Origin of the sequence: Microbacterium sp. M (assembly GCF_045181065.1) — a bacterium.
Classification (GTDB): domain Bacteria; phylum Actinomycetota; class Actinomycetes; order Actinomycetales; family Microbacteriaceae; genus Microbacterium.
Genome location: NZ_CP173721.1, coordinates 2,832,645 through 2,848,100, shown reverse-complemented (window position 1 = coordinate 2,848,100; position 15,456 = coordinate 2,832,645). Strand labels below are relative to the sequence as shown.

Below are 15,456 nucleotides of genomic sequence, written 5' to 3'. Positions count from 1 at the left end.
CTCAGAATGCCTCGGCGATCTGGCGGACGACGCTGACGTTGCCGAGGGTGCCGGGGAACACATCGGCGCTCGACACCGCGATGAGGCGTCCCTCCCGCACGGCCGGGAGATCGGGGAACGTCGAGGTCAGGTAGTCGCGTGCAGCGGCCTCGTGCGCCTCGTCGTACACCGAGAACACGAGCGCTTCCGGTGCCTCGGCGGCCAAGGATTCCGGAGTGATCGTCGCGGCGAAGAAGTCGGCGAATGCAGGCTGATCGGGCCCGTACACGTTGTCGGCGCCGGCGAGCGCGAGGATGTCGAATTCGATCCCGGCGCCGATGGCAGACAGCGTGGTGCCTTCGACGTACACCTGGGCGACGCGAAGAGGGTCGACGTCCTCGATCGCAGCTGCGACCTCGGCGAGATCGGCGCGGGCCTGCCCCGCCAGCTCATCGGCTGCTTCAGGGACGGCGAAGATCTCGCCGAGGTTCTCGATGTCCGTGAACAGGTCGGCCACCTCTCCGGACATCCGGCGATCGGCGCACCCGCCGGTGGCCACGTAGACCGCTGAGCCGGCCTGCTCGAGCTGCTCGATGCTCGCGAATCCCTGCTCGGCGGTGAACTCGTACGTGGTCGGCGAGTACACGAAGTCCGGCTGGGCGGCGAGCAGGTCCTCTCTGCTGGGCGGCATCGCGCCCCCGACCACGGGAACATCGGCTGCCAGGTCGGCGATGTCCTCGGGCAGAGCCTGCGCGGTCGCCTGAGCCTGGGCGGCGAGACGATCGGCCAGGCCGAGCCGGAGGAGCAGTTCGGTCTGGGACGGGTGCATGCCCACGACCGAAGTCGGAATCCCGTCGACGACGAGTTCGCGGTCGCAGTTCTGCAGTGTCGTGGTCTCGCGTCCGGCACTCTCGGAGGAATCGGCCGGGGTGACGCCGGAGCCGCATCCCGCGAGCAGCAGGGCGCTGACGGCCAGGACGGATGCCGTCGTGAGGCGTCGAGGAGTGATGGTGGTCATGAGTGGAGTTCGCTTTCTCTCGGGATGGTCAGCTCGGCGGGCGTGCGGAAGGAGAGCACGCGATCGTCGGCGTCGGTCAGCAGCCGGGCATCGACGTCGAAAGCGGCCCGGATCAGCTCGGGGGTGAGCACGTCCGCCGGTGGGCCGACCGCCAGCACACGTCCCTCCACGAGGACGACGACGCTGTCGCAGTACCGCATCGCCAGATTGAGGTCGTGCAGCGCCGCGATGACGGTCCGGCCGAGACCGCGCACGATGGTCATCAGATCGATCTGATGACGGATGTCGAGATGATTGCTCGGCTCGTCGAGAACGATCACCGGGGTCTGCTGCGCGAGCGCCCGAGCGAGCATGACCCGTTGGCGCTGGCCGCCGGAGAGCGTGCCGACCATCCGTTCTGCCAGGTCGTCGATCCCGACGCCCTGCATCGCCTGCTCGACGATCCGCAGGTCGTCTGGCGTATCGCGACCGAGCGCGCGACGATGGGGTGCGCGGCCCAGCAGGACGAGCTCGTGCACGGTCAGATCGAAGTCCGTCTGGGGATCCTGCAGCATGACGGACACCGCACGTGCGGCGTCGCGACCGGTCATCGACGAGATGTCGACGTCGTCGAGGCGCACGGTGCCCAGGCGTGGGCGCACGGCGCGGTAGAGGGTCCGCAGCAGTGTCGATTTCCCGCTGCCGTTCGGTCCGAGGAGGCCGACGACCGTCCCAGGCTCGACGTTCAGGTTCGCGGCATGCACGACGTCTCGACCGCCCAGCGCGACCGTGACGTCCTCGAAGCGCACTCTCATCGGCTGAGCCCCGCTCGTGAGGCGGCGCCGCGGCGCATCAGCCAGAGGAAGAACGGTGCGCCGACGAATGCCGTGAGGATCCCGAGCGGGATCTCGGTCGGCGCGGCGACGGTGCGCGCGAGGAGGTCGGCCAGCATGAGGAACACCGCGCCGCCGAGCACCGTGACCGGAAGCATCCGTCGATGGTCGGCGCCGACGGCGATGCGCGCGACGTGCGGCACGACGAGTCCGACGAACCCGATGCCGCCGGCGACGGACACGATCGCACCGGTCAGCAGAGAGGCGAGGATCAGCATGAGCGCGCGCAGGCGCGTCGGGTCGATCCCGAGTGACGTCGCCGATTCATCGCCGGTCATCAACGCATTCAGGGGGCGAGCGAGCGCGCCGGCGGCGATCACCGCGATCACGAGGGCGATCGCCGGGCCGATGAGGCTCGACATCGTGGCGGCCGACACGCTGCCCAGGAGGAAGAACAGGACGCTCACGACGTTCTGCGCATCGGTCGAGATCGTCAGGTAGCTCGTGATCGCGCTGAAGAGTGTCCCGAGGGCGACGCCGGCCAGGATCATGCGCGTGGGCGACAGAGTCCCGCCCTGGTAGGCCATGGCCGCGACGCAGCCGCAGGCGACCACAGCGCCGATGAACGCCGCGATGTTCAAGGACAGGCCGCCCAGAGCCGCCGATCCGAAGACGATCACGAGGACCGCGCCGACGCTCGCCCCGGAGGACACCCCGAGGATGTACGGCTCCGCGAGCGGGTTGCGGACCGTGACCTGCATGAGTGCACCGGCCAGAGCGAGGCCCGCTCCTGCGAGACCGGCGAGCAGTGCGCGCGGGAGTCGGAACTGCCAGACGGCCTGATCCTGCAGCGGAGTGAGGGAGCCGTCGGCCATCCACGGCATCCCTGGCAGGAGGTGCCCGAGGATGATCTGCGCGGACTGCAGCGGATTCACGCCGACCGTGCCGACAGCGCAGGAGAGGACGAAGAGCGTGACGGAGAGCACGCCGAGTCCGATCGCGAGGATGCGCGCCCGCCGCGCGAGCCGCCGGCCGGGGCGGGGCGCCGCCACGGCTGCGGGAAGGGCCCGACCGTGTTCCATCGTCGTGAGAGCATGCACAAGCGATCACCCTACTGAGAATGATTCTCACTATCAACTCGATGCGCGAGTGCCGAAGACAGCCATGTCCGATTTCCGCGAGCGCGCGGCATCCGGACATGTCAGAGTTGAGGCATGAGCCTCCCAGTGATGACCTTCGACGAGCGGTACCGCGCCATCGACGCGCGTGATGTCCGCTTCGACGGACAGTTCGTCACGGCTGTGCGTTCGACCGGGATCTACTGCCGCCCCAGCTGCCCGGCCAGGACGCCGAAGCCGGAGAACGTCACGTTCTATCCGACCAGCGCCGCGGCCCATGAGGCCGGGTACCGGGCCTGCAAGCGATGCCTCCCCGAGGCGGCGCCCGGCTCGCCGGAGTGGAACCTGCGAGGCGATGCCGCGGCACGCGCGATGCGCCTCATCGCGGACGGGGTCGTCGAGCGCGAGGGCGTCCCAGGGCTGGCCGCACGGCTGGGCTTCTCGAGCCGCCATCTGACCCGGCTGCTGACCTCCGAACTCGGTGCAGGTCCGCTCGCCCTGGCCAGGGCCCATCGCGCGCACACGGCGCGGATGCTGCTCGTCGGCACGGACATGCCGATCTCGGATGTCGTCTTCTCCGCGGGTTTCGCCAGCATCCGGCAGGCGGGCGACACCATCCGCGAGGTGTTCGGGATGACCCCGACCGAGCTGCGCGCGCGCCGCCACCGCACCGGCGTATGCGCACCGGGCGAGATCGACCTGCTGCTGCCGCATCGCGAACCGCTCGACGCCGCGGGCATCTTCGCGTGGATGTCCGCGCGGGCTCTGCCGGGGGTCGAACAGGCCACGCCCACGTCGTTCGCCCGTCATCTGCGGATGGCGGGCGGGCCGGCCTGGTTCGAGATCCGCGAACAGGAGGGGCGCCTTCGGCTTCGTGCCAGGGTGACCAGGCTCGGTGACCTCACGCCGCTGGTCGCGACCGCGCGCCGGCTGTTCGACCTCGACGCCGATCCGACGGCGGTGGATGCCGCGCTGTCGACGCATCCGGAACTCGCCGATGCTGTGGCGCGCACGCCTGGGATTCGCGTCCCCGGCGCCGCCGACCCGCACGAGATGCTCATTCGAGCGATGGTCGGCCAGCAGATCACCGTCGTCGCGGCCAGGACGGCGCTCACCGCGCTCGCCGATGCGCTGGGGGAGCGCGTGGAGCACGGCATCTTGTTTCCGACGATGACGGCGATCGCCGATCACGGTGCCGAAGTGCTGCGGGGACCGGCGGCGCGCATCCGGGCCATCACGCATGCCGCGGCCTCGCTCGCCGACGGGAGACTCCCGCTGACGGTCGGCGATGACGCCGCCGACCAGCGCGAGGCGCTCCTCGCGATGCCCGGGATCGGGCCGTGGACCGCCGACTACGTCGGCATGCGCGTCCTCGGCGACCCGGATGTCTTCCTCCCTGGAGACGTCGCGGTGCGAGCCGGGGCTGCCGCCCTCGGCATCCCCGCAGACCCGGCAGGGCTGACCGCCTGGGCCGGCCGCACCGCGCCATGGCGCAGCTACCTCACCGCTCATCTGTGGCGTGCGGCACCCGTGCGCCCGACCCGAACCCGTCCGATCCGAATCAAGGAGACCTCATGACCGCGATCATCCAGACCATCGAGACGCCGGACGGGGCCTTCACGATCCTCGCCGACGACGAGCAGCGCGTGCTGGCCTCCGGCTGGACGGCCGAGCAGGACGAGATCCTCGCGCGGCTGACCGTGCGCAGCCGCCCGGTCGACGTGAGCAAGGGGCAGACCGATGCCGCGGCGGCCGCGCTGGCCTATTACAGCGGTGAGCTGACGGCGATCGACGACGTCCGCGTCGCTCAGTTCGGCACGGAGATGCAGCGGCGCGGCTGGGCGGCGCTGCGCACGATCGACCCGGGTGAGCCGCTCACCTACACGGATTTCGCCGCAGCCCTCGGGCAGCCCAGCGCCGTTCGCGCCGCGGCATCCATCTGCGCTCGGAACGCCCCGGCGCTGTTCGTGCCGTGCCACCGCGTGCTGCGTACGGACGGGTCGCTCGGAGGCTTCGCATGGGGACTAGACGTGAAGGAATCGCTGCTCGCGCGCGAAGCCGCGGCCTGAGGGGAGGTGAGGGGCCCGAACTGACACGATTCATTCATCTGCGCGAAAGTGTTGCACTCAGCAGGTTCACAGGCATAGGCTGGAGGGCTGTCGCGCCGACTGGACGACATCACCGAACCCCGAGGAGGACATCATGATCTCGATCGCCGTCGCACAGGTCTTCGCTCCGGGTATCCGCGTGGCGACCTGCCGCGGTTAGTTCCGCACCCGATCTCCGTATCTCCGCCGTCGCGATCACGCCGTCGGCGCACCTTTCGTCACCCCGCTCGCTTCCTCACTTCTGAGAGTCATGTCTGCTACGCCTGCTACGCACACCCCTCCTTCATCCGCTTCCCTCTCCACTCCAGCCGCCCTGTGGCGCCTGAAGCCCTTCGTCCGTCCCATCGTCTGGCGCCTCGTCGGCGGTGCCGGCAGCGCGCTCGCCGCCGCGGTCCTCGCACTGATGGTGCCGATCGTTCTCGAGCAGGTCGTGCGCGGGCTCGACACCGACATCGGGGTCGTGAACCTCGGATTGATCGTCGGCGGAGCCGTCGTCGTGCTGCTGCTCGGCTTCGGCGAGGCCGCCATGGTGTGGTTGCGCCGCTGGTTCGTGCTCACCCCGGCGACCGAGGTCGAATTCCGCATGCGGTCGGAGATCTACGCACGCCTGCAAACGCTGCCGGTCGCTTTCCACGACCGCTGGCAGTCCGGTCAGCTGCTCAGCCGGATGATGCAGGACATCGGCCTCATCCGTCGCTGGATCGCCTTCGGACTCATCCTCCTCGTCGTCAACGTGCTGACGATCATCATCGGCTCCGTGCTGCTGTTCCAGTGGCACTGGATGCTGGGCGTCATCTTCCTCGTCACCGGGATCCCGATGTGGATCCAGGGCTACCTGTTCGAGAAGCGCTACGGCGCCCTTGCCAGGCAGAGCCAGGACCAGGCCGGTGACCTCGCGACCAGCGTCGAGGAGAGCGTGCACGGCATCCGTGTTCTGAAGGCCTTCGGCCGCGGCCAGCACGCGCTGCGCCGCTTCAGCTCGCAGGCCGAGACGCTGCGGGAGACCGAGCTCAACAAGGCCCGTGCTGTCGGTCGGATCTGGTTCTGGCTGGACCTCATGCCGCAGATCGCCTTCGGGTTGAGCCTGATCACCGGCATCTGGCTGGTCTGGCAGGGCCAGATCGATGACGCTCAGTTGTTCGCGTTCTTCGCGATGGCGACCGTGCTGCGCTGGCCGATCGAGTCGATCGGCTTCCTGTTCTCGTTCATGCTCGACGCCCGCACGGCGACCGACCGCGTGTTCGACATCTTCAACGAGACGAACTCGATCACCGACCCTGACGAGCCCGTGCACATCGCCGAGCCACGTGGGGAACTCGCCTTCGAGAACGCGCACTTCCGCTATCAGGATGCCGGTGCCTCGGAGCGCGATCTGCTCGACGGCATCGACCTCGTGCTGCGCCCCGGTGAGACCATGGCGCTGGTCGGTCTCACCGGCTCCGGGAAGACGACCCTCACGACCCTGCCCGCGCGTCTGTACGACGTCACGGGAGGCCGCGTCACGCTCGACGGCGTCGATGTGCGCGACCTGCCGCTGGCAGAGCTGCGCACCCACATCGCGATGGCGTTCGAGGACGCGACGCTGTTCTCGGCGACCGTGCGCGAGAACGTGCTGCTCGGTCGCGCCGACATCGATCCGCACAGCGAAGAGGGCGAGCGCATCATGCGCGAAGCGCTCGATGTGGCGCAGGCCGCGTTCGTCGACACGCTGCCCGAGGGCACCGAGACGATCATCGGCGAGGAGGGACTGAGCCTCTCCGGCGGCCAGCGGCAGCGCCTCGCGCTCGCCAGAGCCGTCGCAGCCGCTCCGAAGGTGCTCGTGCTCGATGACCCGCTGTCTGCGCTGGACGTCGACACCGAGGCGCTCGTCGAGGAGGCGCTGCGGCACGTCCTCGCCGAGACGACGGCGCTCATCGTGGCGCACCGGCCGTCGACCGTCGCTCTCGCGGACCGCGTCGCACTGCTTGAGTCGGGCAGGGTCACGGCGGTCGGAACGCACTCCGAACTGCTGAAGACCAGCTCGCACTATCGGCACGTGATCTCGAGTCTCGAAGCCGAGGAGGCCGCCAGAACAGGGGCCATCCCGATCATCACGGAGGAGATGCTCGACCAAGCTCCGGCCAGCGAGGACGAGGAGGTGCAGGCATGACTCTCACCGGAACCCAGGGAGAGGACCGCTCCAACTACACCCGCGAAGAGAGCCGCGCCATCCGGCGCCGCTCGCTGCGGCTGCTCGGCTCGCTGATCAGCCCGTTGCGTGCGCGGATCTCGCTCGCGGCGATCGTGCTCGTCGTGTCCACAGCACTGCAGGTGTCGGGGCCGATCCTCATCGGGATCGGCATCGACCGTGCGCTGCCCATGCTGCTCGAGCAGACCGACTGGATGCCGGCGATCGTCGTCACCGCCGTCTACATCTTCGCCGGTGCCACGGCAGCGGCGCTGATCGGCTGGTACGTCGTCATCGCGGCGCGCATCACACAGGCCGTGCTGCTGGATCTGCGCAAGCGCATCTTCCTGCACACGCAGAAGCTGAGCCTCGAATTCCACGAGTCGTACACGTCCGGGCGCATCATCTCGCGTCAGACCAGCGACCTCGATTCGATCCGCGAACTGCTCGACGGCGGTCTGAACAACCTCGTCTCCGGGGTGCTGTTCGGAGTCTTCACCTTCATCGCCCTCGTGATCGCGGACTGGCAGTCCGGGCTGATCCTGCTGCTCGCCGGCATCCCGCTCGCGTTCCTGATGCGCTGGTTCTACTCGCGCTCGCAGCTGGTGTACCGCGAATCCCGGGTCATCAGCGCGAAGGTGATCGTGCAGTTCGTGGAGACGATGACCGGAATCCGCGCCGTGAAGTCGTTCCGCAAGGAGCCGCGCAACGACAAGACGTTCCGCAAGCTGGCCGGCGACTACCGTGACGTGAACCGGCGTTCGATGGTGCTGTTCGGCACGTTCGAGCCGGGTCTCATGGCGGTCGCCGCCTTCACGACGGCACTCGTCGTGCTGTGGGGCGGTATGCGGGTGTCGACCGGTGCCATCGGCATCGGCGTGCTGCTGAGCGCCGTCCTGTACGTGCGCAACTTCTTCGCTCCGATGCAGGAGATCGCGATGTTCCTGAACTCCTACCAGTCGGCGACGGCTGCGCTGGAGAAGGTCTCCGGAGTCCTGGACGAGGTGCCGACGGTGCCGGATCCGGCCAAGCCCGTTGATCTGTGGGAGTCGCGCGGTCACATCTCCTTCGACGAGGTCACCTTCGGGTACAACGGCGAGAAGACGATCCTGCCCAACTTCTCGCTCGACATTCCCGCCGGCCAGACCATCGCGCTGGTCGGTACGACCGGCGCGGGAAAATCCACCCTGGCCAAGCTGATCTCGCGGTTCTACGACCCGTCGAAGGGGCGCGTCACGCTGGACGGTGTGGATCTGCGTTCCCTGCACCCGAAGGATCTGCGCCGGGCGATCGTCATGGTGACCCAGGAGGCGTACCTGTTCAGCGGAACGGTCGCCGACAACATCGCCCTCGGCAAGCCGGATGCGACGCTCGACGAGATCCGCGCGGCCGCGAAGGCTGTCGGCGCCGACGAGTTCATCTCGTCGCTGCCTGACGCGTACAACACGGACGTGAACAAGCGAGGCGGTCGCGTGTCGGCCGGTCAGCGTCAGCTGATCTCGTTCGCTCGCGCGTTCCTCGCCGACCCTGCGGTGCTGATCCTCGACGAGGCGACGGCATCGCTGGACATCCCGTCGGAGCGGCTGATCCAGGATGCCCTGCAGACGCTGCTGGCCGACCGCACCGCGATCATCATCGCGCACCGCCTGTCGACCGTCGCGATCGCCGACCGGGTGCTCGTTATGGAGCACGGCCGGATCATCGAGGACGACAGCCCCGCCGCTCTCATCGGCGGCACGGGCAAGTTCGCCCAGCTGCATGCGGCCTGGCAGGAGACGCTGGTCTGATCCGACCGGGGCGGATGCTCAGGCATCCGCCCCGGTTAGCATGAAGGCATGGACCCCCTGCTGCTGGCCGAGCTCTGGTGGGCGGTGCCGGCGGCCGCCGGAGCCGCGGGGGCCGGCGCGTGGGGAGTGCACCGATTGAACGCCGAACGACGACTCGGATACGACGCCGCCAAGCTCGAACTGCGCGAAGCGATCTCGGCGGCGATCGCGGCGCAGAACGCGGCGCGCATCGCCAAGGCCGACCTCTCGCGAGTGACCGCCGATCGGGCGGCGTCACGGGCGAGCTCGGAGGATGTGAACCGGGCTCGACGGGACCTGCAGACCGCGCAGCGCGAGGCGAAGGCGGCATCGGCGGCGGTGAAGGCGCTGCGCACCCGTGTGACCGCGGCGCGGGCCGAGATCCCCTCGCGGTCGGAGCCGACGCCGCTCGAGCGTCTCCGATCGCAGCACGACACGGTGCTCGTGCACTGGATGCAGTACGAGACCGACCCTGCGCGACTGATCGCCTATCCGTCCATGAGCGACGGGCACGTGCCCGCGACCGCTGCGTTCCTGTCAGCCCTCGAGCATGCGCAGGAGACCCGCCCGGCGCCGGGCAAGGTGGCTCCGGCCGAGTTCACGGCCTACCGGCTGGCGGTCGTCCGACTGGAACGCGCGTTCGAAGACGCCGAGCGCGTCGCCGCAGGGGAGCGTCCGCCGATCGGACCGGGATGGCAGGATGCCGCGCAGCAGGTCATCACGCTGTCCGCCGACGTGCTCGACCGCGCTGCTGCCGCCGCGGCATCCGCGATCGCCGCCTGGCGTGAACGCTCGCGCCCCGGCGACGATCCGAACGCCCGCTGACGCGCCGCTCGTCGACGCGTCAGGGCGCGGAAGGAGGCGACGGGGTCTCGGTGGGGGAGGGGATCCGAGGCCCCGCCGCCGGTCTCAGGAGGCGATCCGGATTTCGGCGATCACTTCGCCGTACTCGGTCTCGCCGACGGGAGAGAAGCCGACACGGTTGAAGAACGCCTCCGGCCCGCCTTCGCCGGCCTCGTAGATGACGTCGACGTGATCGAAGCCGCGCGCACGCGCCTCTTCGATGAGCGCCTCGACCGCGAAACGGCCGACGCCGCGGCCCTGGTCGTCGGCATCCACGTTGATCCGCCACAGCACCGAGCGGAAGTGCTCTTCCGGTGCCTCGGGGTCGAAGTTCGCGCTCACGAAGCCGACCACCTCGTTGCGGTCGAGGACGACGCGCTGCCACGAGGTCTTCGGGTTGATCACCGTGGCGGCGATCCCGTACGAGACGGGAGCGAGGTACTGCTCCTGCCCGGGCTTGAGGGACAGGTTGTTGACGGCGACGATCGTCGCAGCAGACAGTTCGACCACACGCAGTTCCGGCATAAGCCCAGGGTAACCGCTTCGAATCGTTCTGACACCAGAGCGAGTCATGAATCCGTCCGATGAACGCCGTGGCAGGCCCTCAGGTATCTTGGTATCGAGACAAATGCCCTCGTGAACGGAGATCTCCCGGTGACCGACGACGCCATCATCTACACCTACACCGACGAGGCACCGGCTCTGGCCACCGCTTCGCTTCTGCCGATCGTGAAGGCGTACGCCGGAAAGGCCGCGATCGCGCTCGAGACGCGTGACATCTCGCTCGCGGGCCGTATCCTGGCCGCTTTCCCGCAGCGGCTGAGCGCAGACCAGCAGGTCTCCGACGCACTCGCAGAGCTGGGCGGTCTCGCCACGACCCCTGAGGCGAACATCATCAAGCTGCCGAACATCTCGGCATCCATCCCGCAGCTGAAGGGCGCGGTCGCGGAGCTGCAGTCCCAGGGCTTCGACGTGCCCGACTTCCCGGACGAGCCGTCGACGCTCGAAGAGAAGGACGTTCGCGCTCGCTACGACCGCATCAAGGGCTCGGCCGTGAACCCCGTCCTGCGCGAGGGCAACAGCGACCGCCGCGCTCCGCTGGCGGTGAAGAACTACGCCAAGAAGCACCCGCACCGCAACAAGGCGTTCGCCGAGGGTTCGAAGACCCGCGTCGCCACACTCGGTCACGACGACTTCAAGTCGAACGAGAAGAGCTGGGTCGCCCCGGCCGACGAGGTGCTGACGATCCAGCACGTGGCGGAGGACGGCACCACCACCGCACTGAAGGAGAACCTCAAGGTCCTCCCCGGCGAGATCGTGGATGCCACGTTCCTGTCCGCAGCCGCTCTGGACGCCTTCCTCGCCGAGACGCTCGCCACGGCGAAGGCCGACGACGTGCTGTACTCGGTGCACCTCAAGGCGACCATGATGAAGGTCTCCGACCCGATCATCTTCGGCCACGTCGTCAAGGCGTACTTCGCCGACGTGTTCGCGCAGCACGGTGACACGCTCGCGGCCGCCGGTCTCAGCGCCAATGACGGGCTCGGCTCGATCCTGTCCGGTCTGACGGACCTCGAGGGCGGCGAGGCCATCGCCGAGGACTTCTTCCGCGCCATGCAGAACGGCCCGCGACTGTCGTACGTGAACTCCGACAAGGGGATCACGAACCTGCACGTGCCCAGCGATGTGATCGTGGATGCCTCGATGCCCGCGCTCGTGCGCAACGGCGGCAAGCTGTGGGGCGCCGACGGCGGCGAGGGCGACACTCTCGCGGTCATCCCCGACTCCTCGTACGCCGGCGTGTACCAGGCGACGATCGACGACGTGATCGCGAACGGTCCGCTGGACCCCGCCACGATCGGCACCGTGCCGAACGTGGGACTGATGGCGCAGGCGGCCGAGGAGTACGGCAGCCACGACAAGACGTTCGAGGTCGCCGCGGCCGGGCGCATCCAGGTCGTCACGTCGGGCCGGGACGTCGTCCTCGAGCACACCGTGCAGCCCGGCGACATCTGGCGCGCCACGCAGACCAAGGACGTCGCGATCCGCGACTGGGTGAAGCTGGCCGTCTCCCGCGCCCGTGCCACCGGTTCGCCGGCCGTGTTCTGGTTGAACGCCGAGCGCTCGCACGACGCAGCGCTGATCACCAAGGTGAACGAGTACCTGAAGGACCACGACACCGCAGGCCTCACGATCGAGATCCTCACCCCCGAGGACGCCACTCGCTACTCGCTGGAGCGCCTGCGCCGCGGTGAGGACACGATCTCGGTCACCGGCAACGTGCTGCGCGACTACCTCACCGACCTGTTCCCGATCCTCGAGGTCGGCACCAGCGCCAAGATGCTCTCGATCGTCCCGCTGCTCGCCGGCGGCGGACTGTTCGAGACGGGTGCCGGCGGTTCGGCTCCCAAGCACGTGCAGCAGCTCGTCGAGCAGAACTACCTGCGCTGGGACTCGCTGGGCGAGTTCTTCGCCCTGGCGGCTTCGCTCGAGCACTTCGCGGACTTCGCCGGCAACGAGAAGGCACGAGTGCTGGCCGAGACGCTGGATGCTGCGACCGGAACGTTCCTCGAGGAGGACCGTTCGCCCGGCCGCGCGCTCGGCACGATCGACAACCGCGGCAGCCACTTCTACCTCGCGCTGTACTGGGCGCAGGAGCTGGCGAAGCAGACGAAGGATGCCGAGCTCGCCGCAGGCTTCGCGCCGATCGCCGAGACGCTCGCCGCCAAGGAGCAGGACATCGTCGCCGAGCTGAATGCCGTGCAGGGTTCGCCCGCCGACATCGGCGGGTACTACCGTCCGGATGCCGCGAAGGTCGCGGCGATCATGCGTCCGTCCGCGACGCTGAATGCGGTCATCGACGCCGTCTGATCAGTGGGTACGGAAAAGGCGGATGCTTCGGCATCCGCCTTTTCCGTACCGTAGCGTCAGTTGTGGACGTTGACCTCGAGGCCGTCCGGGGCCCACTCGTACACCCACTGCGCCGCGGAGACCGGCATGTTCACGCAGCCGTGGCTCATGACGTTGCCGAAGTTGTTGTGCCAGTAAGCGCCGTGGAAGGCCTGGTCGCCGTTGAAGTAGGTGACCCAGGGGACATCCTCGGTGCGGTACTTGGAGCCGTCGCCGTTGTTGCCGACCATGTCCTGGATCCGCACGTGAGCGCGGATCTTGAAGTTGCCGGTCTCGGTCTCGTGGCCGGGCTTGCCGGAGGAGATCGCCCACGAGTTGACGAGCTTGTCGTTCTCGTAGAAGTTGGCGCGCTGGGACCCGAGGTCGACCTCGGCACGACGAACGATGCCGGTCGTCTCGAACGGAGTCTCGGTGACCGCGAGGGCGAAGTTCGCGTTGCCGTCGGCCAGCTGCGCTGCGAAGTCGTCGGCGACCGCGGAGGTGTCGCCCAGAGCACGGCCGGTCTGGCCAGCCGTGACCTCGCGGAGGACGTTGCCGCTGGAGTCGGTGATGTTCGTCGCGTTGACGGGCGCGCGATCGACCGCCGCAGCGAGTCCGTCGACCGTGGTCTGGATCGCCGCGGGGTCGGCCGCGACGACGAGTTCGCCGTCGACGTTCTCGACGCTCAGCCAGGTCGCGGCGACCGCGGGGTCCACGGGGACCGTGCGCTCTTCGCCGATGTAGAAGCCGATGCCGGCGAGCATCGTGTTCAGTTCGGTCGCGGTCGTTTGCGCCGCCTCGGTCGAGATGTCCGGCAGCGCCTCGGTCGGGTCGCCGGTGAACTCCAGGTCGGACCTGCCCTCGCCGATCGCTTCGACGAAGGCCGTCGAGAGAGCGTCGACGCTGATGCCGGTACCGGGCTCGGCCGGGGTGACCACGTAGGTGCCCGATGCGCTGTCGAAGACGACGGTGGCATCGGTGGCATCCGTGAAGGAGGCGGGCGACGCGGCACGCAGCGCGCTCTCGGCGGTCTGGCCGTCGAGAGTAATGGTCGCCGGGATCGTCTCGGCACCCCACTGGGTGACGTTCCAGAGCGGATGCTCGGCGAAGGCCTGCTCCGCCAGGGCCTCTGCATCGACGGACGCGCCGAGGTCGGCACCGGTGACGACAGCGTCGTCGCCCATTCCGGTCAGCGTGATCTCGGTCTCGGCCAGCCGGTTGCTGATGGTCTCGGCGGCCATACCCGGGGTGAGTCCGCCGACCTGCACGCCGGCGACGCTCGTGCCCGGGGCGATGAGGACCATCGAGGCTGCGGCGGCGCCGAGCACGACGACTCCTGCGCCGATGCCGATCCAGAGGCCGAGGCGCTTCTTCTTGGGCGCCGGCTCGAGGGGAGCCCACTCGACGTGCTGGTCCCCGGGGGGGAGCTCTCCGGTGCCGGACGCGCCGGAAGGAATGGTCTCGGAGATCACCGCGGTCTTCGCGGTGTCGGAGCCGGATGCTGCAACAAGATCGGTCACGATCTCACCCCCCGTGATCGGCGTGACACGTATATCCCTCTATGTTAGAGGATCGCTTATCACGGAACGGCAACGGTCGGCAACTTCGCCGCTGCCGGTCAGGCAAGCCAGTGCCGGTCAGGCAGGACAGTGCCGGGCGCAGGAAGACGGATGCCCCGCGACCGTGAAGGTCGCAGGGCATCCGTCGAGATTCGCGCCCCGGATCAGGGGGTGCAGAGCGTGTAGAACGCGGCGGCCGACGTCTGCAGGTCGGCGTTCATGGTCGTGAGACCCTCTGCCGCCGCCAGGTCCTGATCGATCAGCACGGCCGACAGCAGGTCGCGCAGCTCGGTGAAGTCTTCGTGGATCGCCGTCACGGCGTCCTTGACCTCGGCGTTGTTCACGGACTCGACGGCGGTGCCGAGGGCATCGGTTGTCGCCGTGAAGGTGTCGAGCGTCCCCTGGGGGTCGGCGGTCGCGGCTTCGAGATCGAGGTTCGACAACGACGCGGTGGCCGCGGTGATGTCCTCGGTGGCGGCTTTGCACGCGTCCGCGACGGACTGGTCCCCGGTGTCCTCCGCCGTGTTCTCCGCCGGAGCCTCGCTCGAGGTGATCTCGTCGGAGCCCTCATCGGACGCGCTCGGCGCCCCGGAGCATGCGGTCAGGCCGAGGACGGCGACAGCCGCGATGGTCCAGGCTGCGATCTTGCGGTTCATAGGTTCCCCCTGTTTCGACGCACCGCGCTGCGGTGCTGATTCTCCGGTCGCCTCAAGTCAATCACGGCAGGCGAGGGAGCCCCGACGTCAGGCGTCGACGATGGCGATGCCGTCGATCTCGACGAGCATCTCCTCGCGGGGCAGACCCGTGAAGACGGTGGTGCGCGACGGCAGGACGCCGTTGGTCGTATGAGCCTCGACGAAGGCGCCGTACGCATCGTTCATGGTGGCGAAGTCCTCGCGCTTGGTGAGGTAGACGCGCAGCATCACGACGTCGTCGAACGACGCTCCGGATGCCTCGACGATCGCCTTGACGTTCTCGAGCGTGCGGGTCGTCTGGGCTGCGACGTCGCCCGGGAAGAGGTACTCGTTCGTCGCGGGGTCGACCGGTCCCTGGCCGGAGACCTGCACGAACGGGCCCTTGCGGATGCCCTGGGAGAAGGTGTGCGCCGGTGCGGGGGCGGCGTCGGTCGTGACACGGATCTTCGAGCTCATGGCTTCA

Annotated in this window: 13 protein-coding genes; 6 read left to right on the top strand and 7 right to left on the bottom strand. The window is 68.6% G+C overall.

The genetic code is table 11. The features are described 5' to 3' along the window. Position 1: 1 nt before the first annotated feature. Genes ACI7YT_RS14080 through ACI7YT_RS14070 form a run of 3 tightly spaced genes read right to left on the bottom strand, consistent with a single transcriptional unit; the run spans position 2 to position 2,891 of the window. Positions 2 to 997 (bottom strand): ABC transporter substrate-binding protein, encoded by a 996-nt coding sequence (locus ACI7YT_RS14080; RefSeq protein ID WP_406246230.1) that lies wholly within the window; start codon positions 995 to 997, stop codon positions 2 to 4. Further along, positions 994 to 1,791, bottom strand: a complete 798-nt coding sequence (locus ACI7YT_RS14075) for an ABC transporter ATP-binding protein (protein WP_406246228.1) — start codon at positions 1,789 to 1,791, stop codon at positions 994 to 996. Before ACI7YT_RS14075 ends, ACI7YT_RS14080 begins: the two co-directional genes overlap by 4 nt. Continuing rightward, positions 1,788 to 2,891 carry a FecCD family ABC transporter permease gene (locus ACI7YT_RS14070; protein ID WP_406246226.1) on the bottom strand — a complete coding sequence of 368 codons (1,104 nt, stop codon included), beginning with the start codon at positions 2,889 to 2,891 and terminating at the stop codon, positions 1,788 to 1,790. The genes ACI7YT_RS14075 and ACI7YT_RS14070 overlap by 4 nt, the downstream gene beginning before the upstream one ends. A 132-nt stretch (positions 2,892 to 3,023) precedes the next feature. On the opposite strand from ACI7YT_RS14070, the gene ACI7YT_RS14065 reads away from it, so the two are divergent. From ACI7YT_RS14065 to ACI7YT_RS14045, 5 genes are all read left to right on the top strand, one after another. Then, complete coding sequence (locus tag ACI7YT_RS14065) at positions 3,024 to 4,505, top strand: DNA-3-methyladenine glycosylase 2 family protein (RefSeq protein ID WP_406246224.1); 1,482 nt, start codon at positions 3,024 to 3,026, stop codon at positions 4,503 to 4,505. Then, a complete protein-coding gene (locus tag ACI7YT_RS14060) occupies positions 4,502 to 4,996 on the top strand; it encodes a methylated-DNA--[protein]-cysteine S-methyltransferase (protein ID WP_406246222.1) in 495 nt (164 codons plus the stop codon). Before ACI7YT_RS14065 ends, ACI7YT_RS14060 begins: the two co-directional genes overlap by 4 nt. Before the next feature lie 289 nt (positions 4,997 to 5,285). Next, the gene (locus tag ACI7YT_RS14055; RefSeq protein WP_406246220.1) at positions 5,286 to 7,184 is read left to right on the top strand and encodes an ABC transporter ATP-binding protein; all 1,899 of its coding nucleotides are present in this window, start codon (positions 5,286 to 5,288) and stop codon (positions 7,182 to 7,184) included. Next, positions 7,181 to 8,989, top strand: coding sequence for an ABC transporter ATP-binding protein (locus tag ACI7YT_RS14050; protein ID WP_406246219.1), 1,809 nt, complete (start codon positions 7,181 to 7,183; stop codon positions 8,987 to 8,989). Before ACI7YT_RS14055 ends, ACI7YT_RS14050 begins: the two co-directional genes overlap by 4 nt. Positions 8,990 to 9,037: 48 nt before the next feature. Continuing rightward, positions 9,038 to 9,832, top strand: coding sequence for a hypothetical protein (locus ACI7YT_RS14045; RefSeq protein WP_406246217.1), 795 nt, complete (start codon positions 9,038 to 9,040; stop codon positions 9,830 to 9,832). 84 nt (positions 9,833 to 9,916) lie between these two features. Here ACI7YT_RS14045 and ACI7YT_RS14040 read toward each other — a convergent pair whose 3' ends face one another. Then, positions 9,917 to 10,375, bottom strand: a complete 459-nt coding sequence (locus ACI7YT_RS14040; protein ID WP_406246215.1) for a GNAT family N-acetyltransferase — start codon at positions 10,373 to 10,375, stop codon at positions 9,917 to 9,919. Positions 10,376 to 10,504: 129 nt separating this feature from the next. Here ACI7YT_RS14040 and ACI7YT_RS14035 point away from each other — a divergent pair, with 129 nt between their 5' ends. Continuing rightward, positions 10,505 to 12,721 (top strand): NADP-dependent isocitrate dehydrogenase, encoded by a 2,217-nt coding sequence (locus ACI7YT_RS14035; protein ID WP_406246213.1) that lies wholly within the window; start codon positions 10,505 to 10,507, stop codon positions 12,719 to 12,721. A 56-nt stretch (positions 12,722 to 12,777) separates the two neighbouring features. On the opposite strand, the gene ACI7YT_RS14030 is transcribed toward ACI7YT_RS14035, so the two are convergent. The 3 genes from ACI7YT_RS14030 to ACI7YT_RS14020 all read right to left on the bottom strand — a co-directional run bounded on the left by ACI7YT_RS14030 (position 12,778) and on the right by ACI7YT_RS14020 (position 15,449). Continuing rightward, on the bottom strand, positions 12,778 to 14,259 hold the full coding sequence (locus ACI7YT_RS14030; RefSeq protein WP_406246211.1) for a L,D-transpeptidase family protein: 1,482 nt from the start codon (positions 14,257 to 14,259) through the stop codon (positions 12,778 to 12,780). Positions 14,260 to 14,462: 203 nt separating this feature from the next. Then, positions 14,463 to 14,954 (bottom strand): hypothetical protein, encoded by a 492-nt coding sequence (locus tag ACI7YT_RS14025; protein WP_406246209.1) that lies wholly within the window; start codon positions 14,952 to 14,954, stop codon positions 14,463 to 14,465. A gap of 87 nt (positions 14,955 to 15,041) precedes the next feature. Continuing rightward, positions 15,042 to 15,449 (bottom strand): RidA family protein, encoded by a 408-nt coding sequence (locus tag ACI7YT_RS14020; RefSeq protein ID WP_406246208.1) that lies wholly within the window; start codon positions 15,447 to 15,449, stop codon positions 15,042 to 15,044. Between the last annotated feature and the right edge of the window lie 7 nt (positions 15,450 to 15,456).

Coding starts and splice junctions, on each gene's coding strand:
- ACI7YT_RS14075 (WP_406246228.1), bottom strand. CDS start 1,791: ATGAGAGTGCGCTTCGAGGACGTCACGGTCGCGCTGGGCGGTCGAGAC.
- ACI7YT_RS14040 (WP_406246215.1), bottom strand. CDS start 10,375: ATGCCGGAACTGCGTGTGGTCGAACTGTCTGCTGCGACGATCGTCGCC.
- ACI7YT_RS14045 (WP_406246217.1), top strand. CDS start 9,038: ATGGACCCCCTGCTGCTGGCCGAGCTCTGGTGGGCGGTGCCGGCGGCC.
- ACI7YT_RS14020 (WP_406246208.1), bottom strand. CDS start 15,449: ATGAGCTCGAAGATCCGTGTCACGACCGACGCCGCCCCCGCACCGGCG.
- ACI7YT_RS14070 (WP_406246226.1), bottom strand. CDS start 2,891: ATGGAACACGGTCGGGCCCTTCCCGCAGCCGTGGCGGCGCCCCGCCCC.
- ACI7YT_RS14055 (WP_406246220.1), top strand. CDS start 5,286: ATGTCTGCTACGCCTGCTACGCACACCCCTCCTTCATCCGCTTCCCTC.
- ACI7YT_RS14050 (WP_406246219.1), top strand. CDS start 7,181: ATGACTCTCACCGGAACCCAGGGAGAGGACCGCTCCAACTACACCCGC.
- ACI7YT_RS14065 (WP_406246224.1), top strand. CDS start 3,024: ATGAGCCTCCCAGTGATGACCTTCGACGAGCGGTACCGCGCCATCGAC.
- ACI7YT_RS14060 (WP_406246222.1), top strand. CDS start 4,502: ATGACCGCGATCATCCAGACCATCGAGACGCCGGACGGGGCCTTCACG.
- ACI7YT_RS14025 (WP_406246209.1), bottom strand. CDS start 14,954: ATGAACCGCAAGATCGCAGCCTGGACCATCGCGGCTGTCGCCGTCCTC.
- ACI7YT_RS14080 (WP_406246230.1), bottom strand. CDS start 997: ATGACCACCATCACTCCTCGACGCCTCACGACGGCATCCGTCCTGGCC.